The 21396-nt window shown below is 69.2% G+C and carries 20 protein-coding genes; 16 read left to right on the top strand and 4 right to left on the bottom strand.

Annotation, left to right across the window (positions count from 1 at the left end):
• Nucleotides 1-105: 105 nt before the first annotated feature.
• Nucleotides 106-1230 (bottom strand): magnesium/cobalt transporter CorA, encoded by a 1125-nt coding sequence (gene corA / locus FGL15_RS02405; protein ID WP_085512255.1) that lies wholly within the window; start codon nt 1228-1230, stop codon nt 106-108.
• A 107-nt stretch (nt 1231-1337) separates the two neighbouring features.
• On the opposite strand from corA, the gene FGL15_RS02400 reads away from it, so the two are divergent.
• Together FGL15_RS02400 and FGL15_RS02395 are read left to right on the top strand one after the other, a co-directional pair.
• Entirely contained in the window at nt 1338-2453 is a 1116-nt protein-coding gene (locus tag FGL15_RS02400) for a mannose-1-phosphate guanylyltransferase (RefSeq protein ID WP_138944810.1), read from the top strand.
• Between the two features lie 13 nt (nt 2454-2466).
• Nucleotides 2467-2955 (top strand): hypothetical protein, encoded by a 489-nt coding sequence (locus FGL15_RS02395; RefSeq protein ID WP_138944809.1) that lies wholly within the window; start codon nt 2467-2469, stop codon nt 2953-2955.
• 70 nt (nt 2956-3025) lie between these two features.
• On the opposite strand, the gene FGL15_RS02390 is transcribed toward FGL15_RS02395, so the two are convergent.
• Entirely contained in the window at nt 3026-4036 is a 1011-nt protein-coding gene (locus FGL15_RS02390; RefSeq protein WP_138944808.1) for a hypothetical protein, read from the bottom strand.
• A gap of 263 nt (nt 4037-4299) precedes the next feature.
• Here FGL15_RS02390 and FGL15_RS02385 point away from each other — a divergent pair, with 263 nt between their 5' ends.
• From FGL15_RS02385 to FGL15_RS02325, 13 genes are all read left to right on the top strand, one after another.
• Entirely contained in the window at nt 4300-6000 is a 1701-nt protein-coding gene (locus FGL15_RS02385) for an ABC-F family ATP-binding cassette domain-containing protein (RefSeq protein ID WP_138944807.1), read from the top strand.
• A gap of 129 nt (nt 6001-6129) precedes the next feature.
• Nucleotides 6130-6384, top strand: a complete 255-nt coding sequence (locus FGL15_RS02380) for a hypothetical protein (RefSeq protein ID WP_138944806.1) — start codon at nt 6130-6132, stop codon at nt 6382-6384.
• A 103-nt stretch (nt 6385-6487) separates the two neighbouring features.
• The gene (locus FGL15_RS02375) at nt 6488-6838 is read left to right on the top strand and encodes a VOC family protein (protein ID WP_138944805.1); all 351 of its coding nucleotides are present in this window, start codon (nt 6488-6490) and stop codon (nt 6836-6838) included.
• A gap of 251 nt (nt 6839-7089) precedes the next feature.
• On the top strand, nt 7090-8196 hold the full coding sequence (locus FGL15_RS02370; RefSeq protein WP_138944804.1) for a BMP family protein: 1107 nt from the start codon (nt 7090-7092) through the stop codon (nt 8194-8196).
• A 140-nt stretch (nt 8197-8336) separates the two neighbouring features.
• Nucleotides 8337-9851 carry an ABC transporter ATP-binding protein gene (locus FGL15_RS02365; protein ID WP_079707332.1) on the top strand — a complete coding sequence of 505 codons (1515 nt, stop codon included), beginning with the start codon at nt 8337-8339 and terminating at the stop codon, nt 9849-9851.
• Nucleotides 9848-11134 (top strand): ABC transporter permease, encoded by a 1287-nt coding sequence (locus FGL15_RS02360; RefSeq protein ID WP_124769711.1) that lies wholly within the window; start codon nt 9848-9850, stop codon nt 11132-11134. The genes FGL15_RS02365 and FGL15_RS02360 overlap by 4 nt, the downstream gene beginning before the upstream one ends.
• Entirely contained in the window at nt 11131-12432 is a 1302-nt protein-coding gene (locus FGL15_RS02355; protein ID WP_138944803.1) for an ABC transporter permease, read from the top strand. Before FGL15_RS02360 ends, FGL15_RS02355 begins: the two co-directional genes overlap by 4 nt.
• 2 nt (nt 12433-12434) lie before the next feature.
• Complete coding sequence (locus tag FGL15_RS02350; protein ID WP_064294834.1) at nt 12435-12854, top strand: cytidine deaminase; 420 nt, start codon at nt 12435-12437, stop codon at nt 12852-12854.
• On the top strand, nt 12851-14143 hold the full coding sequence (locus FGL15_RS02345) for a thymidine phosphorylase (RefSeq protein ID WP_138944802.1): 1293 nt from the start codon (nt 12851-12853) through the stop codon (nt 14141-14143). Before FGL15_RS02350 ends, FGL15_RS02345 begins: the two co-directional genes overlap by 4 nt.
• Before the next feature lie 119 nt (nt 14144-14262).
• Nucleotides 14263-15180, top strand: a complete 918-nt coding sequence (locus FGL15_RS02340) for a DUF559 domain-containing protein (RefSeq protein WP_138944801.1) — start codon at nt 14263-14265, stop codon at nt 15178-15180.
• Between the two features lie 79 nt (nt 15181-15259).
• Nucleotides 15260-16372, top strand: coding sequence for an adenosine deaminase (locus FGL15_RS02335; RefSeq protein ID WP_138944800.1), 1113 nt, complete (start codon nt 15260-15262; stop codon nt 16370-16372).
• Between the two features lie 120 nt (nt 16373-16492).
• On the top strand, nt 16493-16939 hold the full coding sequence (locus tag FGL15_RS02330; protein WP_138944799.1) for a PTS sugar transporter subunit IIA: 447 nt from the start codon (nt 16493-16495) through the stop codon (nt 16937-16939).
• Between the two features lie 16 nt (nt 16940-16955).
• The gene (locus FGL15_RS02325) at nt 16956-17228 is read left to right on the top strand and encodes a PTS sugar transporter subunit IIB (RefSeq protein ID WP_086474095.1); all 273 of its coding nucleotides are present in this window, start codon (nt 16956-16958) and stop codon (nt 17226-17228) included.
• Between the two features lie 57 nt (nt 17229-17285).
• Here FGL15_RS02325 and FGL15_RS02320 read toward each other — a convergent pair whose 3' ends face one another.
• Both FGL15_RS02320 and FGL15_RS02315 read right to left on the bottom strand, forming a co-directional pair.
• Nucleotides 17286-18989 carry a phospho-sugar mutase gene (locus tag FGL15_RS02320; RefSeq protein ID WP_138944798.1) on the bottom strand — a complete coding sequence of 568 codons (1704 nt, stop codon included), beginning with the start codon at nt 18987-18989 and terminating at the stop codon, nt 17286-17288.
• Nucleotides 18986-19819 carry a purine-nucleoside phosphorylase gene (locus tag FGL15_RS02315; RefSeq protein WP_071262525.1) on the bottom strand — a complete coding sequence of 278 codons (834 nt, stop codon included), beginning with the start codon at nt 19817-19819 and terminating at the stop codon, nt 18986-18988. Before FGL15_RS02315 ends, FGL15_RS02320 begins: the two co-directional genes overlap by 4 nt.
• A gap of 127 nt (nt 19820-19946) precedes the next feature.
• On the opposite strand from FGL15_RS02315, the gene FGL15_RS02310 reads away from it, so the two are divergent.
• A complete protein-coding gene (locus tag FGL15_RS02310; protein ID WP_138944797.1) occupies nt 19947-21383 on the top strand; it encodes an NAD(P)H-quinone dehydrogenase in 1437 nt (478 codons plus the stop codon).
• Nucleotides 21384-21396 lie beyond the last annotated feature (13 nt).

Below are 21396 nucleotides of genomic sequence, written 5' to 3'. Positions count from 1 at the left end.
CAAGTGTAGGCGTGGGATGCGCGGTCCCGCCGCTAAGGCTGGCCTAACTGTCTCGACGTCGAGAGAGGCCGGACATCTACGCGACGACCGGGCGACACCGGCTGTTCACAACCAGTTCCGACGCTTGAACACCTTGTAGAGGATGACGCTCGTGGTGGCCATGAGCGCGAGCGCCATCGGGTAGCCGAACCACCACGACAACTCCGGCATGTGGGTGAAGTTCATGCCGTAGATCCCCGCGATGAGACTCGGGCCGAACAGGATGGCGGCCCAGGAGGAGATCTTCTTCACCTCGTCGCCCTGCTTGAGGCTCGCCTCGGTCATCTTCGCCATCTCCTCGTTCTGGCGTTGCCCGACGAGGGTGCTGTTCACGGTCAGGATGTCGCGCAACAGCTCGCGGTAGGCGTCGATCCGCTGGTTCACGCTCGTGAGGTGGTCGGCGACGTCGCGGAGGCCGCGTTGCAGTTCGTCGGCGACGCCGTACTTGGCGCTGCCCTGCTCGAGGGAGAGCATCACGTCGCTGAGCGGGTGCGTCGCCCGCTCGAAGGCGATGACCTCTCGGGAGAGCTGATAGATGCGGCGTGAGACCTGGGACTCGCCGACGAAGACCTGCTCCTCGATCTCGTCGATGTCGTTCGAGAGCCCGGCGACCACCGGACCGTAGCCGTCGACGACGGCGTCGATGATGGCGTACAGGATCGCCTGCGGACCGTAGGCGAGGAGTTCGTGCTCCTGCTCCATCCGCGCCCGCACGTGCGACAGGTCGGGGGATTCGGCGTGCCGGAGGGTGATGACGAAGTTCGGGCCGACGAAGACGTGCAGCTCGCCGAACTCGACGGTCTCGGTCTCGTCGACGTAGTTGGCGGCACGGAGGACGACGAACAGGACGTCGTCGTACCGCTCGATCTTCGGCCGCTGATGCGCGGTGATGGCGTCCTCGACGGCGAGCGGGTGGAGACCGAACTCCGCCGCCAGGACGCCGAGCTCGCCGGCGTCGGGCCGGTAGAGCCCGATCCAAGCGACGCCGTCCGGGGTCTCGTGGAGCGCGCGGAAGGTGTCCTCGAGCGAGGTGAGCGTCGAGCTGCGGGAACCGTGGCGGTAGATGCAGGCGTTGACGATGCTGTTGCGCCCGTCGAGGTCCGCGGCGTCAGGCGGACCGACGGGGGCCGGGGGAGCCTGCTTGCTGCCGAAGGACGGGATCGGGATCCCGAGGACGTTGCGTCCAGCCATGCTCGTACCGTTCTTTCTCGTGCTCGATCTGGCGCTCATCGTAAACCCGTCAGATGACGCTTCCGCGCCGTCGTCCTCAGGCTGGAGCCTGGCGGTACGCTCGGGGGATGACCACGCCCCTCGAACGCTTCTACGCGGTGATCCCGGCCGGCGGCATCGGCAGTCGTCTCTGGCCGCTCTCGCGAGCCGACGCACCCAAGTTCCTGCACGACCTCACCGGCTCCGGCAGCACGCTGTTGCGCGCCACCTGGGACCGCCTCGCGCCGATCGCCGGCGACCAGCGCATCATGGTCGTCACCGGGCGTGCGCACCGCGCGGCCGTCGAACAGCAGCTGCCCGACCTCGCCGACGCCAACGTGGTCCTCGAGAGCGAGCCGCGCGACTCGACCGCCGCGATCGGGCTCGCCGCAGCGATCCTCGTCCGCCGCGAACCCGACGTCATCGTCGGCTCGTTCGCCGCCGACCACGTGATCCGAGGTGACCGCCTGTTCCGCGCAGCGGTCGCCCAGGCCGTCACCGCCGCCGAGGAGCGCTACATCGTCACGATCGGCATCCAGCCCACGGAGCCCGCCATCGGCTTCGGCTACATCAAGAGCGCCCGCGACCTCGGCATCCGAGGTGCCGAAGGGGTCATGCTGGTCGACTCCTTCGTCGAGAAGCCCGACCTCGCCACGGCCAAGCGGTACGTCTCGAGCGGCGAGCACCTCTGGAACGCCGGGATGTTCATCTCGCGGGCCGACGTCCTGCTCGAGGAGATCGGTCGGCAGAAGCCCGAACTCCTGGCGGGCCTCCTCGAACTCGCCGAGGTCTGGGACGACCCGGCGGCCCGCGGACCGGTCGTCGACCGCGTCTGGCCGGCGCTCGAGAAGATCGCGATCGACTACTCCGTTGCGGAGCCCGCCGCGGCCGCCGGTCGCATGGCCGTCGTGCCGGCGCACTTCGACTGGGACGACGTGGGGGACTTCGCCTCCCTCGCCAAGCTCAACTCCGGTGGGCGCAAGTCCGACCTCGCCATCCTCGGCGAGAACGCGCGCGTGCTGTCGGACGCCTCCAGCGGCATCGTCGTCAGCCAGACCGGTCGGGTCATCAGCCTCATCGGCGTGCAGGACATCGTCGTCGTCGACACCCCGGACGCCCTGCTCGTCACCACGAGCGCCAACGCGCAGCGGGTGAAGAGCGTCGTCGACGCCCTCAAGCTGTCCGGTCGCGACGACGTCCTCTGATCGGCGACCGACGGTGACCGCGCTGCGCGAGCTGCTCCTGCAGGCGGGCGCGCGTCTCCAAACCGCAGGCGTGCGTGACGAGGCCCTGGCGGAGGTCTACACACCGCGCGGACTCCCGCTCGTCAAGCGGGCACCCGCGCTGCGGCCGATCGGCCGGGCGTGGCGCCTCGGGGTCGTCCTCCTCTCCGCCGACGGTCGCCTCTTCACCGCGGCCGAGTCTACTCGCGCCGTGGAGCCGAAGTGGTTCAACCACCGCTCCTCGGAGGTCGAGCACCGTCGGGTCGCGCAGCAGGCGGCCCACCGCGGCCCGTTCGCCGAGGGTGACGTCGTCAATTTCGAGGTCGTCGAGCTCGCGCTGGACGAGGGGTCACTCCGGGAGGGTTCGGGTCCGTTGCGCCTCGTCGACGACACGGTCATGCTCCGCTGGGCCGGGCACGACCTCGGGCTCACCCCGCTCGCCGCCTACCTCGACGACCGCGTCTCGCTCCTCATCGGCGAGTGACCCGTTCGTTTGCCCGTTGCTGGGCGAAGGGGCCCTGATTCGCCCCGGAGTGGGCGAACGAACCGGGCGATCAGACCGCGGGGCCGAACCACTCCGTGTAGAGCCGCCAGAAGTTGCGGTTGCCGTAGGCGCTGCAGGCGTCGCCAGTGCCCGAGACGTTCGCGAGGGCCGCGGCGTTCGGCTGGTACGGCGTGTAGAGGTAGAGGTTGGCCGTCGCCTGATTGCGGATGTCGACCTGGGTGCCGCCGCAGGCCGCGTCGGGGCTGTACTGGATGTAGACCGATCCCAGGTGGTACGCCCGCTGGTAGGACTCACCCGGCACGTTGAGCGGGTACAGCGTGTACTGGCGGAACTGCCATGCGGAACGGTAGACCTGGTTCTGGAACCCGAAGTAGTCCGCGTCGCAGCTCGCGCTGAAGTTCGGGCCGGTGTCGGGGCAGCCCCAGCCCATGGCGCGCGCGTAGCCGTACTCGCTCGGGCCGGTGATGAGCGACTGTTCCTTCTGCATGAGGACGAGCAGCACCTTGGGGTTGATCCCGCACGCGTGCGCGACCTTCGCGACGATCCTCGCCGCCGACTCGTTCACGGCGCCGCGGTAGGCCTCGCAGTGCCCGGGCTCGGCCGCCGGGACGGACTCGGTGCTGGCACGGAAGTCCGCCAGGCACGGTACGCCGTCCTTCGGGGTGCAGGGCTGGGAGGCGAAGAACGCCTGGACGTCCGCCTCGCTCATGGCGTTCGCGTCGTAGAAGTTCGCGTCGCTGATGATCTCGCCCGGGTCGAAGTCCGTGCCGCGGACCGTGGGCGGCGCCGGCTGGGCAGGCTTACTGGGAGCCGGCGTCGCAGGCTTCGTCGGCTTCGGGGTCGCCGTCGAGGGCGTGGTGGGCGAGGGACTCGGGGCGGGCGTCGGCGTCGTCTGCGTCCGGCTCAGCTGCGAGCTCGCAGCTGCCGCGGTCGTCGGCGTGGTCGGCAGTGCGCCGAGTGCGACGAGCGCACCGATACCGAGCGCGGCGAGCAGCGAGGCCGCGGTCGATCGATGCGCACGGCGACGCCGCGCGGGCGAGGGGACCGACGGAGCACGCATGACGACCAGCCTAATCGGGACCGGTGACGCGAAGGGCTTGCGGCGGTCGACAACCGACGGATAGCCTGAGATCACTGTGAAGAACTGAGCGAATTGACGTCCCGCGCCTGCGGCAGACCATCACGACCGTGATGCGCCCGGCGGGAATCCATCGAGGTACGCCAGACGCTTCCAGGTCCGCCCAGGAGTTCGAGCCCAGCGCTCACTCCTGACGTGTCGGACGACGGCCGTGCGCAGCGTGCCCCATCTCGAAAGGGGCCTCCATGCGAGCACCCATCACCCATGCGACACCCGTCCACCGCGATACGACCCGGACCTTCGGGCGATCCATCGACATCCAGCAGCTCCGCGCCGACGGCGTCACCCGCTCCTACGGCGACCGCGTCGTGTTGCGCGACGTCGACCTCGTCGTGTCGGCCGGAGACCGTCTCGGCCTGATCGGCGAGAACGGCGCGGGGAAGTCCACGCTGCTGCGCATCCTCGCCGGGATCGACGAGCCGGACGACGGCGAGGCCGTCCGCCCGGTGCGCACCGGCATCCTCATGCAGGAACTCGGACTCCCGGAGGACACGACGGTCGGCGAGCTGTTGGAGCAGGCGCTCGGCGAGGTCCGGGCCGTCGAGCAGGAGCTCGAGACGTCGGCGGCGGCACTCGGTGACACGGGTTCCCCCGGCGACGGTTCCGCTGAACAGCGGTACGCCGCCGCGCTCGATGCGGCGGAACGCGCCGACGTCTGGACGGCGGACGCCCGGTTGGACGCGGTCGTCGACGGCCTCGGCATCGCCGCGATCGAACGGTCGCGACGACTGGGTGAGGTGAGCGGGGGACAGCGATCCCGTTTCGCCCTCGCCGCGCTCCTCGTCGCGAGACCGACCGCACTGCTGCTCGACGAGCCGACCAACCATCTGGACGACGAGGCGGTCGCGTTCCTCCGCGGCCACCTGTCGGAGTGGCCGGGACCGGTGCTCTTCGCGAGCCATGACCGCGCCTTCCTCGACGAGGTGGCGACGGGGCTCGTCGACATCGATCCGTCCCGCCCCGTCCCCGTCGGCGAGGCGTCACCCGTCGTGGAGTTCGGCGGGCCGTTCAGCGAGTACCTCGGCTGGAAGGCCTCGGAGCTCGACCGCTGGTCGGCACGGTATGAGGAGGAGCAGGCCGAACTGCGCCGCCTTGCCTCCGCGGTGCACGACGTCGCCCCGCGGATCAATCACGATCGGGGCATTCGCGACAACAACCGCATGGCGTTCGGCATGCGCGGCGACCGCGTCGAGCAGCAGATCAGTCGGCGGGTGCGGAACGCGCAGCTCCGACTCGAGGTCCTCGAGCGCGAGCAGGTGCGGCGCCCGCCTCGCGAACTCTCGTTCGCAGGGATCCCGAGCGGCTCGACGGTCCTCGACGAGGGGGAGCAGCTGCTCGACCTCGCCGACGCCCGCGTCGACGGCCGGCTGCATCTCGAACGCCTGCAGCTGGCGCCCCGGTCGCGGGTGCTGGTCACCGGGGCGAACGGTTCGGGGAAGTCGACGCTCCTGTCGGTGCTCGCCGGTTCGCTGCGCCTCGACTCGGGGACACTGCTCCGGCGGAAGGGGCTCCGCGTGGGGCTCCTCGAGCAGGACGTCGCGTTCCCGGATGCGGCGCGATCACCTCGGGAGGTCTACGACCGGACGCTCGGCGAGGCGCGTGCCGCGCGCACCCCGCTCGCGGGTCTCGGGCTCCTGGCGCTTCGTGACCTCGACCGCCCGATCGGCCAACTCTCCGTCGGGCAGCAGCGCCGTCTGGCCCTCGCGCTCATCATCGCGAGGCCTCCACACCTGTTCCTCCTGGACGAGCCGACGAACCACCTGTCGCTCGCGCTTGCGACGGAGCTCGAGGACGCCCTCGGCGACTACCCGGGCGCGGTCGTCATCGCGAGCCACGACCGGTGGCTCCGTCGACGCTGGACCGGCGACCGGCTTCGACTCGGGTGACGACGTCGGGCGGGGAGGACCCGCCTGACACGCTCTACGGGAACGAGTCGATCTGCTAGCTTTCTGCATGTGAGATTCCACATTCCAAGCATGCGACCGCAACCGCGAACAGAGGGGGAGGAATCGATCATGAAGACGTCGACGTTCGAGCATCAACTTCGCTTCATGGTGGTCGCAGACGCAATCGTCATCGCCATCTACGCGGCGGCGGCGGGCTTGAACTCGCCGGGGCTTCCTCTCGTCACGATCCTCGTCATGCTCGCGGTGATCGCTCAGATCACCTATGTGATGCGACCTCGACGGCAGAAGGGTGACATGCATCAGGGTGCTGCCACGCAACCCAAGCCCGGTGGCTCAGGCGTCGGTGGAGTGACGAGGCCATGACACTCGGGTGACGCTCACGGTGACGGGTGGGGGTGTCCACGACTCCTCCGCCCGTCACCGTCAAGCCCGTGCGCGCACGCCCCGACGCCGGGAGGATACGGGCATGAGCCTTTCCATCGGAGCCCCGGTCTGGGGCGTGCAGGACATCGACCGCAGTGTCGCCTTCTGGACCCGGGCGCTCGATTACGTCCTCCGTGGCGAGCCCCAGTCCGACTGGGCCTCGCTCGTCCCACGCGACGGCGACGGCGTGCAGCTGTCGCTCATGCTCGTCTCCTCGCGCGCCGAGGACCGGCGGCGGCACCACCTCGACCTCTTCACCGACGACCGCGAAGCCGAGGTCGTGCGGCTGCTCAGCTTGGGTGCCGGCTCCGTGGAGTGGGAGTACGAGGAGGACGCCGACTACGTTGTCCTCTCGGATCCCGACGGCAACCTGTTCTGCGTCGTGCAGCGCTGATCTGGTCGCGGCACGCGAACACCCGGTGCGCAAAGGGCATCCGGCGAGTGGGTCCGTCCTGCTCACGTGCGCAGCAGCACGACCCGGCGATGCGCGTCTGCGCATCGCCGTGTTTCCGGCGCGTGACGCCGGTGCCACCGTTCTGTAACGCTTCGGTCGCGAAGCCGGGATCGTCCGTTCGGCAGTCGTCGTATTGGGTAACGTAACCCCATACGCCCCGTGACCCGCGGGGCTGCATCTTGGAGGCTACCTTGGCAATCTCAACTCGGAAGGCCGCTGCGGGCGCAATCGCCGGCGTCGGTCTCATGGCACTGCTCGCCGGCTGTGCATCGGCTCCCAGCACCGGTGGCGGCGACTCAACCGGTGCCGCATCCGACTTCCTCCCGTGCATGGTCTCCGACGCCGGTGGCTTCACCGACAAGTCGTTCAACCAGCTCGGCTATGAGGGTCTGACCGAGGCGGCGAAGGAGCTCGGCGTCGAGCCCATCACCGTCCAGTCCGACAAGGCCGACGACTACAAGCCGAACCTGCAGAGCCTGGCGGACCAGGGCTGCTCGCTCATCGTCAGCGTCGGCTTCGCCCTCTCCGCCGACACGGTCGACGCAGCACTCGCGAACCCGGACGTCGACTACGCGATCATCGACGACGCGGCCGACAACGACTTCGACGGCAAGGTCGACGCCCCGAACATCAAGCCGATCCTGTTCGACACCGTCCAGGCCGCGTTCCTCGCGGGCTACGCGGCGGCCGACTACTCGAAGACCGGCGTCGTCGGCACCTTCGGTGGCCAGCCCTTCCCGTCCGTCCAGATCTTCATGGACGGCTTCGCCGAGGGCGTCGCGTACTACAACGAGCAGAAGGGCAAGAGCGTCCAGGTCGTCGGTTGGGACGTCGCCGCTCAGACCGGTTCCTTCACCGGTGGCTTCGAGGCGAACGACACCGCCAAGCAGCTCGCCCGCACGCTCATCGACCAGAACGCCGACGTGCTCCTTCCGGTCGGTGGCCCGATCTTCCTGAGCGCGATCGCCGAGATCCAGGAGACCGGTAAGGACATCGCCATGATCGGTGTCGACGCCGACCTGTACGAGACGAACGCCGAGAACAAGGGCCTGTTCCTCACCTCCATCCTCAAGGGCATGAAGGCCGGCGTCGCCGACACCGTGACCGAGGCCGGCGGCGGCAAGTTCGACGCCGCCGCGTACATCGGCACCCTCGAGAACGAGGGCGTCGGCCTCGCGCCGTTCCACGACTTCGAGTCCAAGGTCTCCCCGACCCTGGCCGACGAGCTCGAGACCATCAAGAAGGGCATCATCGACGGTTCGATCAAGGCGACCTCGGTCTCCTCGCCCGTCAAGTAGTCCCTCTTCACCCGGGCCCTCGCCCGGGACTCCGGGGGGAGGTCGCGATCCGCGACCTCCCCCCGCTTTGTTCGCGGCACGGCCGGACGGCGATCCCGACCGCCTGTGCCGACATCCGACACGTGACTAGATTGGGACCCATGAAGCTCGAGCTCCGCGGCATCACCAAACGGTTCGGCGCACTCACCGCCAACGACCACATCGACCTCACCGTCGAACCGGGGGAGATCCACTGTCTCCTCGGCGAGAACGGTGCCGGCAAGTCCACCCTCATGAACGTCCTGTACGGCCTGTATCAGGCCGACGAGGGCGAGATCCTCCTGGACGACGTCGTCCAACACTTCCAGGGCCCTGGCGACGCCATGGGCGCCGGCATCGGCATGGTGCACCAGCACTTCATGCTCATCCCCGTCTTCACCGTCGCCGAGAACGTCATGCTCGGTCACGAGCAGACCAAGGGCGGTGGCCGCCTCGACGTCGCAGCGGCCCGCAAGCTCGTCATCGACATCTCCGAGCGGTTCGGCTTCAGCCTCGACCCGGACGCCATCGTCGGCGACCTCCCGGTCGGGGTGCAGCAGCGCGTCGAGATCGTCAAGGCGCTCTCCCGCAACGCCAACGTCCTCGTCTTCGACGAGCCCACCGCCGTGCTCACGCCGCAGGAGACGGACGAGCTCATGGCGATCATGAAGCAGCTGAAGGATGAGGGGACGTCCATCGTCTTCATCACCCACAAGCTGCGCGAGGTCCGCGAAGTCGCCGACCGCATCACCGTCATCCGCCTCGGCAAGGTCGTCGGCGAGGCCTCGCCCACCGCGACGAACGCCGAGCTGGCGTCGCTCATGGTCGGGCGTCCCGTTGAACTCACGGTCCACAAGGAGGCGCCGAACCTCGGCGACACCACCTTCACCGTGCAGGACCTGTCCGTCGTCGACCACCTCGGCCAGCTCGTCGTCAACGGCGTCAGCTTCGAGGTGCGCGAGGGTGAGGTGCTCGCCATCGCCGGTGTCCAGGGCAACGGGCAGACCGAGCTCACCGAGGCGATCCTCGGGCTGCAGCCGCACACCAAGGGCAGCATCAAGCTCGACGGCGTCGAACTCGTCGGATCCACCCCGCGCAAGGTGCTCGACGCCGGCGTCGGGTTCGTGCCCGAGGACCGGTCCGAGGACGGGCTCGTCAAACAGTTCACCATCGCCGAGAACCTCATGCTGGACCGATCGACGGGTGCACCCTTCGTGAAGGGCGGCAACGTCCAGCGCGGGTTCCGAGACGAGTTCGCGCGCGAGAAGTCGCAGGAGTTCGACGTCCGGTCGCAGGGCATCGAATCGCCGGCCGGCTCCCTCTCGGGTGGCAACCAGCAGAAGGTCGTCCTCGCCCGTGAGCTCAGCCGCGAGCTGCGGCTGTTCGTCGCCGCACAGCCGACCCGCGGGATCGACGTCGGCTCGATCGAGTTCGTGCACAAGCGCATCGTCGCCACGCGCGACGCCGGCATCCCCGTCATCGTCGTGTCGACCGAGCTCGACGAGGTCGTCGCGCTCGCCGACCGCATCGCCGTCATGTACCGCGGCGGCATCGTCGGGATCGTCCCGGCATCGACCCCCAGAGAGGTCCTCGGCCTCATGATGGCCGGCGAACTCCCGGCAGGAGCAGCAGCATGAGCGAGACATCCCACACCCCGCCCGGAACGGTCCAGCCGGTGGCACCTGGAGAGGCGAAGCCCGACACGACCCAGCCGCGCTCGAACAAGGTGCTCGCCGAGATCCTCAACTCGAGCATCGTCATCTCGATCCTCGCCGTCGTCCTGGCGATGGTCGTCGGTGCGATCCTCATCGCGCTGACCGATCCGAAGGTCCACACCGCCGCCGGGTACTTCTTCGCCCGCCCGGGCGACACCATCGCGGCGGTCTGGCAGTCGGCGACCGGCGCATACGGCGCGCTCTTCCAGGGGTCGATCTACAACTTCAAGCGCCCCGACTTCCTGAACGGCATCCGCCCGCTGACGGAGACGCTGACCTTCGCGACCCCGCTGATCCTGGCCGGACTCGGTGTCGGCCTGGCGTTCCGGGTCGGCATGTTCAACATCGGCGGGCGTGGCCAGATGCTCATCGCCGCCGCCTGCGCCGGATGGGTCGGCTTCACGCTCGACCTCCCGCCCGTGGTGCACCTGCTCGTCGCGATCGCCGCCGGCATCATCGGTGGCGCGTTCTGGGGCGGCATCGTCGGTGTCCTCAAGGCACGCACCGGCGCGCACGAGGTGATCATCACGATCATGCTCAACTACGTCGCGTTCTACCTCATCACCTTCATGCTCTCCACGCAGGGGCTGCTGCAGGCTCCCGGCTCCAACGTTCCGAAGAGCGCGGGGATGGCGGAGAACGCCGTGCTGCCGAAGCTCCTCGGTGACCGCTACAACCTGCACGCCGGCTTCCTGATCGCGATCCTCGCGGTCGTGTTCGTCTGGTGGCTGTTCAGCCGGTCCTCGATCGGCTTCCGTTTCCGGGCGGTGGGGGAGAACCCGAACGCCGCTCGCGTCGCGGGTATCGACGTGAAGAACACCTACGTGTACGCCATGCTCCTGTCCGGCGGGCTCATCGGTCTCGCCGGCGTCTCGCAGGTGCTCGGAACGGTGACCTCCGGGTTCGACAACGGCATCGACGCCGGCATCGGCTTCGATGCCATCACCGTCGCGCTCCTCGGACGCAGCCGGCCGGGCGGCATCCTCATCGCCGGCATCCTGTTCGGTGCGCTGAAGGCCGGCGGGTACTCCATGCAGGCCACGCAGGGAGTCAACGTGCCGATCGACATCGTGCTCGTGCTCCAGGCACTCATCGTGCTGTTCATCGCGGCTCCGCCGCTCGTGCGGGCGATCTTCTTCCTGCCGAAGCCCGACGGTTCGACGCGCCGAACGCGTCGCTCCGCCAAGAAGGAGGTGTCCGCATGAGTGGATTCACGCTCGACAAGCAGACGCCGCAGCCGGCTCCCGACGCGCCGATCGTCCTCGAGACGGTCGTCGTCCGGAGCTGGAAGGCCCCGATCGCGTTCGGGATCTTCACGGTCATCGCGTTCCTGTTGTTCGTCATCTGGCACCGCGACGGCAACAGCACGTTCCGGCTCTCCAGTGACGGCGACGTCATCCAACTGCCGACGGTCGTGCTCCCGTCGACGATCACCGGCATCGTCGTCACGATCCTCCTGGCCGCCATCACGGCACTGAGCGCGTACCTCGTCACGACGGGGAAGAAGGTCCCGCTCTGGCTCATCACCGTGTTCGGTGTGCTGTTCATGGTCGGGTTCCTGTCGTGGGCCGCCGCGGGCAAGGCGATCCCGATCACCGGGCTCCTGCTCGGCACCGTCGCCCTGAGCGTCCCGCTCATCTTCGGTGCGCTCGGCGGCGTCATCTCCGAGCGGGTCGGCGTCGTGAACATCGCGATCGAGGGCCAGTTGCTCGCCGGTGCGTTCTCGTCCGCCTTCGTCGCCTCGGTGACGGGGAACGCCTTCCTCGGGCTCGTCGCGGCGATGATCGCCGGGACGCTCGTGAGCTTCCTGCTCGCGGCGTTCTCGATCAAGTACCTCGTCGACCAGGTCATCGTCGGTGTCGTGCTCAACGTCCTCGTCGTCGGACTCACGAGCTTCCTGTACTCGCAGGTGCTCACGAAGAACGAGGCGCTCTTCAACAGCCCGCCGAAGTTCCCCCGGATCAACATCCCGATCCTCAGCGAGATCCCGCTCATCGGACCCGTGCTGTTCCGCCAGACGATCATCATCTACCTGATGTACATCGCCGTGGCCGTGGTGTTCTTCTGCCTGTTCTACACGCGCTGGGGCCTCCGCCTCCGCGCCGTGGGTGAGCACCCGCAGGCGGCCGACACCGTGGGCATCAACGTGAACCGGACGCGTTTCTGGAACGTCGCGCTTGCGGGCGCGATCGTCGGCCTCGGTGGGGCGTACTTCACCCTGGGCTCGGTCGGTGCGTTCAACAAGGAGATGACGGCGGGCGCCGGCTACATCGCGCTCGCGGCGGTCATCTTCGGACGCTGGGACCCGCTCAAGGCGACGCTCGCCGCGCTGCTGTTCGGCTTCACGCAGAACCTGCAGTTCGCGTTGAGTGCCATCGGCTCCCCGGTGCCGAGCGCCTTCATGCTCATGCTGCCGTACGTGGTGACGATCTTCGCGGTCGCCGGACTCGTCGGCATCTCCCGCGGACCGGCGGCCGCCGGCAAGCCCTACGTGAAGGGCTGACCGTGAGCGACACGACGACCACGCCACCCGTCGACTGGGAGGCGCTTCACACCGCCGCCCGGGAGGCGATGGGTCACGCCTACGTGCCCTACAGCCGCTTCCCGGTCGGCGCCGCGGCCCTCGTCGACGACGGCCGGATCATCTCCGGCTGCAACGTCGAGAACGCCAGCTACGGCCTGACGCTGTGCGCGGAGTGCGCGCTCGTCTCGGCCCTCCACATGTCGGGCGGAGGACGCCTCGTGGCGTTCGCCTGCGTCGACGGCAAGGGCGAACGCCTCATGCCGTGCGGCCGATGCCGACAGCTGCTGTACGAGCACTCGACGGCGGGCATGCTGCTCGACACCGTCTCCGGCATCCGCACCATCGACGAGGTCCTGCCGGACGCCTTCGGACCACGTCAACTCGAGGAGTACCACGCATGAGTTCCGTAGAAGCATTCGACGTCGTCGACCTCATCCGCACGAAGCGCGACCGCGGCGAGTTGTCGACGCCGCAGATCGACTGGCTGATCGACGCCTTCACCCGTGGCTACGTCGCCGACGAGCAGATGTCGGCGCTGGCGATGGCGATCCTGCTGAACGGCATGGAGCGGCGCGAGATCCGCGACCTCACGATGGCGATGATCGCCAGTGGTGAGCGGATGAGCTTCGCATCGCTCGACAAGCCGACCTCGGACAAGCACTCGACGGGCGGCGTGGGCGACAAGATCACCCTCCCGCTCGCCCCGCTCGTCGCCGTCTTCGGCGTCGCGGTGCCGCAGCTGTCGGGCCGCGGGCTCGGGCACACGGGTGGGACGCTCGACAAGCTCGAAAGCATCCCCGGCTGGCGTGCAGCGCTGACGAACGACGAGATGATGGCGCAGCTGGCGGACGTCGGCGCGGTCATCTGCGCCGCCGGCTCCGGTCTCGCCCCGGCCGACAAGCGTCTGTACGCCCTGCGCGACACGACGGGCACGGTCGAGGCGATCCCGCTCATCGCGTCGAGCATCATGTCGAAGAAGATCGCCGAAGGCACCGGGGCGCTCGTCCTCGACGTCAAGTTCGGCTCCGGCGCCTTCATGCAGGACTACGAGCGTGCCGAGGAACTGGCGCGCACGATGGTCGCGCTCGGGACGGACGCCGGTGTGGCCACGACCGCGCTGTTGACGGACATGAACGTCCCGCTCGGCCTCGCGATCGGCAACGCGAACGAGGTCCGCGAGTCCGTCGAGGTCCTGGCGGGCGGTGGTCCGGCGGACGTCGTCGAGCTGACCCTCGCGCTCGCGCGGGAGATGTTGACGCTCGCCGGGCAGCCGGACGCGGACGTCGAGGGCGCCCTCGCCGACGGTCGGGCCATGGACGTCTGGAAGCGCATGATCCGCGCACAGGACGGCGACCCGGACGCGCCGCTGCCGGTCGCCAAGGAGACCCATGTCGTCACCGCGTCGCGCGACGGCGTGCTGGCGACGCAGGAGGCGCTGCCGTTCGGCATCGCGGCCTGGCGCCTCGGTGCCGGTCGGGCCAGACAGCAGGACCCGGTCATCCACGCGGCAGGCATCGACCTGCACGCGAAGCCGGGCGACGAGGTCCGGGCCGGGCAGCCGCTCTTCACGCTGAGTGCCGACGATGCGGCCCGCTTCCCGCGGGCGCTCGAGGCCCTCGAGGGTGCCTACACGATCGAGGACACGGCCCCGCCGCGCGGCCCCATCGTCCGGGCCCGCATCGAGGTCTGAGTCCGTTGAGATGAGGCAACTCGTCGTCCATCGCCGTTCCGGACGACGAGTTGCCTCACCTGAGTACGCGACCTGTGGAGAACGACGGGGGAAGCTCCTGCCGGCGGCACGATCGAGGGATGACCTTCCGATCCTCGATCCCGATCATGGCCGGGCCGAAGCCCGCTCAGTCGGCAGTGCGCGCCGGGTTCACTCCCAGCCAGCTCCGGAACCCAGCGCTTGGTGCTCCCTTCCACGGGATCCGAACGCCGCCGGGCTACCCGACTGACCTGTACCACCAAGCGGTCGCCTACCTGAGTGCTCTCCCGATCGGGGGAGCCTTCAGCCATCAGACGGCCGCTGCTCTGCACGGCATCCCGACGCCCAGGTCGACGAGCCCGGACGTCCCACTGCATGTCATGTCACCTGCTGGCGTCCGGGCGCGAGAGGGGCGCGGCGTGGTGGGACATCGTGGCACCCTCGGCCCGGGGGACGTCGTCGATCTCGACGGACTCCCGGTCACCAGTGTCGAGCGGACCTGGTGCGACCTCGCGTCGGTGGTACCGCTCCCGGCATTGATCGCCGCCGGCGACGCCCTCCTCTGGTTCCTGGATCCTCGGACGTCCCTCGATCGGCTTCGTCAGGCCGTCGAGGACTATCCGTCGCGTCGTGGCGTCGTCGCCCTTCGGTCGGCGATCCCGCGCTTGCATGACCGCTGCCAGTCGCCGAAGGAGACCGAGCTCCGGTTGATCCTCGAGGCGTCGGCGCTCCCGAAGGCTGAGTACAACGCCGAGATCGTCCTCCACGGCTCCGGGCGAGTGGTCCGGGGCGATGTGGTGTTCCGTGACCAGCGTCTGGTCCTCGAGTACGAGGGAGACCATCACCGGACCGACCGGTCGCAATGGCGGAAGGACATCGCGCGCACGGAGGACTTGGCACATGAGGGATGGACGGTGATGCGCTTGACCGCCGACGACCTCCGCCGGCCGTCGATGCTCGCGGAGCGCATCCGGGTGCGCCTCGGCGGCCCCGGCCGAGTTGAGGCGGTTGGTCGTTGAGGGCGATGGGGAGTGACGAAGTGCCTCACCTCGACGGAGGGCTGAGCGGTACAGTGAACCCCGTGACCTCTGCAGACGAATCCCCCTCTCCAGCGTCGACCTCCGCGCGCTCCCGAAGATTTCGCTCCACGACCACCTCGACGGTGGTGTGCGGCCCGCCACGATCATCGAGCTGGGCGAAGCGAACGGTGTCGACGTCCCCGTGTCGGACCCCGACGGCCTGGCCGACTGGTTCTACACGCAGTGCAATGCCGGCTCGCTCGTCGAGTACCTGAAGACCTTCGACCTCAGCACCGCGGTCATGCAGACCGAGGAGGGGCTCGTCCGCATCGCGCGCGAGTTCGTCCAGGACCTCGCCGCGGACGGCGTCATCTACGGCGAGGTGCGCTGGGCTCCCGAACAGCACCTCACCCGGGGTCTCACCCTCGACGCGGTCGTCGAGGCCGTCCAGGAGGGCATCGAGCTCGGCATCAAGGACGCGGCCCACTCCGGCTCCGATATCCAGATCGGCCAGCTCATCACGGCCATGCGGCATGCCGACCGCGCGCTCGAGATCGCTGAGCTCGCCGTGCGCCATCGCGAGCGCGGCGTGGTCGGGTTCGACATCGCCGGCGCCGAGGCGGGCTTCCCCGCCAGCAAGCACCGGCTGGCGTTCGACTACCTCGCGGCCGAGCTGTTCCCGGTGACCGTCCACGCTGGGGAGGCCGACGGCATCGAGTCGATCCGGAGCGCCATGCTCGACGGCCGTGCGTTGCGACTCGGCCACGGTGTCCGCATCGCCGAGGACATCTTCATCGAGCGCGACGACGCCGAGTCCCTCTACGCCACGCTCGGTCCCGTCGCGGAGTGGGTCCGCGACCGCAAGATCCCGTTGGAGCTCAGCCCGCAGTCGAACCTGCAGACCGGAGCCATCGCGGCCTGGGGCGAGGAGCTCGAGGACCACCCGTTCGACCTGCTCTACCAGCTCGACTTCGCCGTCACGGTGAACGTCGACAACCGCACGATGAGCGACACGAGCCTGACGAAGGAGCTCGCGCTCCTCTCCGAGGCGTTCGACTACGACCTCACCGACCTGGAGACCTTCCAGCTGAACGCCGCCGCTGCGACGTTCCAGCCGCTGGAGATCCGTGAGGCCCTGGCGGACCGCATCAGCGAGGCGTTCGACGAGTTCCTCGACGACGACGAGGACTGACGATGCCGGCAGGTGCTGCTCCGGCGACCGCCTGGGCGGCACCTGCGCGGCAGGCTTCCAGCCTCGGAGCGTTACGATGGTTCCGATCCATTCGGGTCGACCGATCCTCTGATTGAAGCGATGCCACTCCCAGAACTGTCCGAATCCAGCGTCGCGCTCCACGTCGATGCCGACGACTGGCGCGAGGCGATCCGTGTAGCCGGAGCGCTGCTGTCCGACACCCACGCGACCGACATCGCGTACACGCAACGGATGATCGACGTCGTCGAGGAGTTCGGGGCGTACGTCGTGATCGCGCCGGGCCTGGCGCTCGCGCACGCCCGACCGGGTGCCGACGTCCACGACGACGCCCTCGTCGTCGCGACGCTCGCCGCGCCGGTCCGGTTCGGCCACCCCCACAACGACCCCGTCTCGGTGGTCCTCGGCCTCGCCGTCACCACCGCCGAGTCGCACGTGGGCTGGGTGGCGGAGATCGCCAACGTCTTCAACGACGAGACCGCCATCCCGCGGCTCGCAGCGGCAACGACGCTCGACGAGGTGCGGGCCGTGTTCGGTGTGTCCCCCTGAGCATCGGAGACCAGGCATGAAGATCGTCGCCGTCTGCGGTTCGGGGGTCGGCTCCTCCGCGATCCTCAAGCTCAACGCCGAACGCGCGCTCGAACGCCTCGACCTCGAGGCCGATGTCGTCGCCGGCGACATCGAGAGCCTCGGCACGACCGCGGCCGACGCCCAGGTGATCCTGACCTCGCCGGAGCTCGTCGATCGCATCGGCAAGACCTTCGCCGACATCGTCGTCATCGACAACTACTTCGACCTCGCCGAACTCACCGAGAAGCTCGAACGCGCCATCGGCTGAACGGTGGTGCGGCCCGTTCTCCGGGCCGCACCACCGGGCGTCGAGCGCGTCGACGGGCTAGGAGACGAGCGCCGTCAGGTCCGTCCGCAGGGCGGCGAGCCGCGCGGTGACCGTCGCCGCCCGCTCGGCGGCGTCGCCGTCGGCGGACTGCACGTCGACGTACACCTTGAGCTTCGGCTCCGTGCCGCTCGGCCGGATCATGACCCGGGTGCCGTCGTCGAGCCAGACGCGCAGGACGTCGCTCGGCGGGAGAGCCTCGAACCCGTCGGCGAGGTCGTCGATCCGGATCACCCGAGCTCCCGCGAGCTCCGTGGGCGGGAGCGCCCGCAGTCCGGACATGACCTCGCCGATGCGGCTGAGCTCCGCGTAGCGGATGGAGATCTGGTCGCTGCCGAAGGAACCGAAGGTGTCCGCGAACCGGTCGAGGAGCCCCGCGACGCTCTCACCGGCCTGCGCCGACGCCGTCGCGAAACCGAGGAACGCGACGGCGGCCGAGATGCCGTCCTTGTCGCGAACGGTTCCGGGGTTCACGAGGTAGCCGAGGGCCTCCTCGAAGCCGAAGAGCATGCCCGGCGTCCGGGAGATCCACTTGAACCCGGTGAGCGTCTCGCGGAACTCGAGGCCGTGCGCCTCGGCGACGATGCGCAGGGCCGGGGAGGAGACGATCGAGCACGCGAGTGTGCCCTCGGGTGCCGCATCGCCGTCGAGTGCAGCACTGGCGGCCTGGGCGGCCCGCCAGCCGAGGAGGAGACCGACCTCGTTGCCGGTGAGTCGACGGAACCCCGACGGTGCCGCGTCGTCGGGGATCGCGATCGCCAGGCGGTCGGCATCGGGGTCGTTGGCGATGATGAGGTCGGCGCCGACCGCTCGCGCCGTCGCGAACGACAGGTCGAGCGCGCCGGGCTCCTCCGGGTTCGGGAAGCTGACGGTCCGGAAGGTGGGGTCGGGATCGATCTGCTCGGTGACGAGTTCCGGTGCCGGGTACCCGGCGGTCTCGAGGACGCGTCGGGTCGTCTCCCAACCCACGCCGTGCATGGCCGTGTAGACGACGCGCAGCTGGCTGCCCGCCGGGGCGGGAGCGACGGCCGCAGTCTCGGCGACGTAGGCGTCGACGACGTCGTCGCCCGCGGTCTCGTACCCGTCGCTGCGCGGGAGGTCCGGGACGAGTGCGGTCTCGGCGACACGTGCGATGTGGGCTGCGATCGCCGCATCGGCGGGGGAGACGATCTGGGAACCGTGGTGCTCGCCGCCCAGGTACACCTTGTACCCGTTGTCGGCGGGCGGATTGTGACTGGCGGTCACCATGACGCCGGCCGAGGCGTCGAAGAACCGCACGGCGAACGCGAGGACGGGCGTCGGCAGGAGCCGTGGGAGCAGGATGGCGCGGACACCGGCCCCGGCCATCAGCTCGGCGGTGTCGCTGGCGAACACGGCGGAGTTCTTCCGGCCGTCGTAGCCGATGACGACGCTCGGCGTCACTCCTTCCGGTGCCTGCTCGAGCAGGTAGGCGGCGAGTCCGGCCGCGGCCTGTGAGACGAGGACCCGGTTCATCCGGTTTGAGCCGGCCTCGATGCGTCCCCGGAGCCCGGCCGTGCCGAACTGCAGTCGGGTGTCGAAGCGGTCGTGCAGCTCTGCGACGGCCACGTCGTCGGACACGCGGGCACGTTCGACGAGGCCTGCCAGTTCGGCCCGGGTCTCGTCGTCGGGATCCTGGGCGAGCCAGGCCTCGGCGGTCGCGAGCAGGCTCGTCGCCTCGCTCACAGGGCCGCGACGATCTGCGCGAGGAGCTTGCTGATCACCGGCTCGGCCGCCTGGCCGGCTTCGATGACCTCGGCGTGGCTGAGCGGCGTCTGCTGGATGCCGGCGGCGAGGTTCGTGATGAGGGACATCCCGAGGACCTCCATGCCGGCCTGACGTGCGGCGATCGCCTCGAGCGCGGTCGACATGCCGACGATGTGCCCGCCGATCGCCTTCGCCATCTGGACTTCAGCCGGGGTCTCGTAGTGCGGTCCGCGGAACTGCGTGTAGACGCCTTCGTCGAGCTCCGGGGCGACGCTGTGCGCGATGTCTCGCAGCCGCTTGGCGTAGAGGTCGGTGAGGTCGATGAACGTCGCGCCTTCGAGCGGCGAGTCGGCCGTGAGGTTGATGTGGTCACTGATCAGCACGGGCGTGCCGGGCGTCCAGTGGTCCTTGATGCCGCCGGCGCCGTTGGTCAGCACCATGATGCGCGCACCGGCAGCCGCGGCCGTCCGCACGCTGTGCACGACACGGCGGACACCGTGGTTCTCGTAGTAGTGCGTCCGCGCGCCGATGACGAGCGCACGCTTGCCGCTCGGGAGCAGGATCGAGCGCAGGGTGCCCACGTGGCCCTCGAGCGCCGGCTTCGAGAAGCCGACGATCTCCGAGGCCGGGATCGTCGCCGTCGTCTCGCCGATCAGGTCGGCCGCCTTGCCCCAGCCGCTGCCGAGGGTGAGCGCGATGTCGTGGCGTTCGACGCCGGTCTTCTCGGCGATCTGGCCGGCGGCTTCGCGGGCGATCTCGAAGGGATCGACATCGGACAGATCGAGTGGGTTCGCAGAGGTTTCGGACATCCTCTCACTCTAGACAGGGGCGGGGCCGCCGCCCAACCGTGGCGACCCCGCTCATCCGCGCACGATCCCGGCCGCCGCAGGCCCGAACGGGTTTGGTCCCGCCCTGGTGGCGCGCGAGAATGGACGCATGGCCTACGAGTTCGAACGCAAGCAGCGAGTGGCGATCATCGGAGGCGGACCCGGCGGGTACGAGGCGGCCCTCGCCGGAGCGCAGCTCGGCGCCGACGTCACGCTCGTGGAGCGTACGGGCGTCGGCGGCGCGGCGGTCATCACCGACGTCGTCCCGTCGAAGAGCCTCATCGCCACGGCCGACGCGGTCGGGGCGATCGGCGAGGCTGCCGACCTCGGTGTGCAGTTCTTCGTCCGCTCGGAGACCACCGGGAAGCCCAGCCGTCCCGAGGTCGCCGTGAACCTCGCCGCCGTCAACAAGCGACTGCTGGGGCTGGCCCGCCAGCAGTCCGAGGACATGCGCGCGAGTCTCATCCGTGCCGGTGTCCGCATCGTCAACGGTCAGGGGCGGCTCGACGGACCGAACGAGGTCATCGTCTCCACCGACCTCTCCAGCGGCACCGACTTCGACCGCATCGAGGCCGACACCGTCGTCGTCTCCGTCGGGGCCAGCCCGCGCCAGTTGCCCTCCGCGCTGCCGGACGGCGAGCGCATCCTCACCTGGACGCAGCTCTACAACCTCACCTCCGTCCCCGAGCACCTCATCGTCGTCGGCTCGGGCGTCACCGGCGCCGAGTTCGCCTCCGCCTACACGGCGCTCGGCTCCAAGGTCACGCTCATCTCGAGCCGCGACCAGGTGCTGCCCGGTGAGGACGCCGATGCGGCGGCGGTCATCGAGAACGTCTTCAAGCGCAACGGCATGACGGTCCTGTCGAAGTCGCGAGCCGACTCCGTCACCCGCACCGAGCACGGTGTCGTCGCCACGCTCTCCGACGGCCGCACGGTCGAGGGGTCGCACTGCCTCATGGCGGTCGGTTCGGTGCCGAACACCGCCGGGATCGGTCTCGAGGAGGCCGGCGTGCAGCTGACCGAGTCCGGGCACATCCGCGTGAACCGGGTGGCGCGCACGAGCGTCCCCAACATCTACGCCGCCGGTGACTGCACGACCTTCCTGCCGCTCGCGTCCGTCGCCTCGATGCAGGGTCGCACCTCGATGCTGCACGCGATGGGCGACGCGGTGAACCCGACCGAGATCCGCAACGTCGCAGCGAACATCTTCACGCAGCCGGAGATCGCGACCGTCGGCTGGACCCAGAAGCAGATCGAGGACGGCATCGCCCAGGGCGAGATCTACAAGCTGCCGCTCGCCCAGAACCCGCGCGCGAAGATGATGGGCATCAAGGACGGCTTCGTCAAGCTGTTCGCGCGGACCGGCAGCGGGACGGTCATCGGCGGGGTCATCGTCGCCCCGAAGGCCAGCGAGCTCATCTTTCCGCTCGCCCTCGCGGTCGAGCAGCGGCTGAACGTCGACCAGGTCGCGCGTGCCTTCACGGTCTACCCGTCGCTCACCGGGTCGATCACCGACGCCGCGCGTGCCATGCACATCGTCGAATAGCCCTCATCCCCGG

The organism is Plantibacter sp. M259 (genome assembly GCF_006065115.1).
Classification (GTDB): Bacteria; Actinomycetota; Actinomycetes; order Actinomycetales; family Microbacteriaceae; genus Plantibacter; species Plantibacter auratus.
Note: the sequence above shows the minus strand (reverse complement) of the source record. Positions and strands in the feature narration are given on the sequence as shown.

Excerpts from the sequence above, each read along its gene's own strand:
- FGL15_RS02365 (WP_079707332.1), top strand. The coding sequence starts at position 8,337 with ATGAAGCTCGAGCTCCGCGGCATCACCAAACGGTTCGGCGCACTCACC.
- FGL15_RS02360 (WP_124769711.1), top strand. The coding sequence starts at position 9,848 with ATGAGCGAGACATCCCACACCCCGCCCGGAACGGTCCAGCCGGTGGCA.
- FGL15_RS02310 (WP_138944797.1), top strand. The coding sequence starts at position 19,947 with ATGGCCTACGAGTTCGAACGCAAGCAGCGAGTGGCGATCATCGGAGGC.
- FGL15_RS02315 (WP_071262525.1), bottom strand. The coding sequence starts at position 19,819 with ATGTCCGAAACCTCTGCGAACCCACTCGATCTGTCCGATGTCGATCCC.
- FGL15_RS02390 (WP_138944808.1), bottom strand. The coding sequence starts at position 4,036 with ATGCGTGCTCCGTCGGTCCCCTCGCCCGCGCGGCGTCGCCGTGCGCAT.
- FGL15_RS02355 (WP_138944803.1), top strand. The coding sequence starts at position 11,131 with ATGAGTGGATTCACGCTCGACAAGCAGACGCCGCAGCCGGCTCCCGAC.
- corA (WP_085512255.1), bottom strand. The coding sequence starts at position 1,230 with ATGGCTGGACGCAACGTCCTCGGGATCCCGATCCCGTCCTTCGGCAGC.
- FGL15_RS02400 (WP_138944810.1), top strand. The coding sequence starts at position 1,338 with ATGACCACGCCCCTCGAACGCTTCTACGCGGTGATCCCGGCCGGCGGC.
- FGL15_RS02380 (WP_138944806.1), top strand. The coding sequence starts at position 6,130 with ATGAAGACGTCGACGTTCGAGCATCAACTTCGCTTCATGGTGGTCGCA.
- FGL15_RS02375 (WP_138944805.1), top strand. The coding sequence starts at position 6,488 with ATGAGCCTTTCCATCGGAGCCCCGGTCTGGGGCGTGCAGGACATCGAC.
- FGL15_RS02340 (WP_138944801.1), top strand. The coding sequence starts at position 14,263 with ATGACCTTCCGATCCTCGATCCCGATCATGGCCGGGCCGAAGCCCGCT.
- FGL15_RS02345 (WP_138944802.1), top strand. The coding sequence starts at position 12,851 with ATGAGTTCCGTAGAAGCATTCGACGTCGTCGACCTCATCCGCACGAAG.
- FGL15_RS02325 (WP_086474095.1), top strand. The coding sequence starts at position 16,956 with ATGAAGATCGTCGCCGTCTGCGGTTCGGGGGTCGGCTCCTCCGCGATC.
- FGL15_RS02330 (WP_138944799.1), top strand. The coding sequence starts at position 16,493 with ATGCCACTCCCAGAACTGTCCGAATCCAGCGTCGCGCTCCACGTCGAT.
- FGL15_RS02385 (WP_138944807.1), top strand. The coding sequence starts at position 4,300 with ATGCGAGCACCCATCACCCATGCGACACCCGTCCACCGCGATACGACC.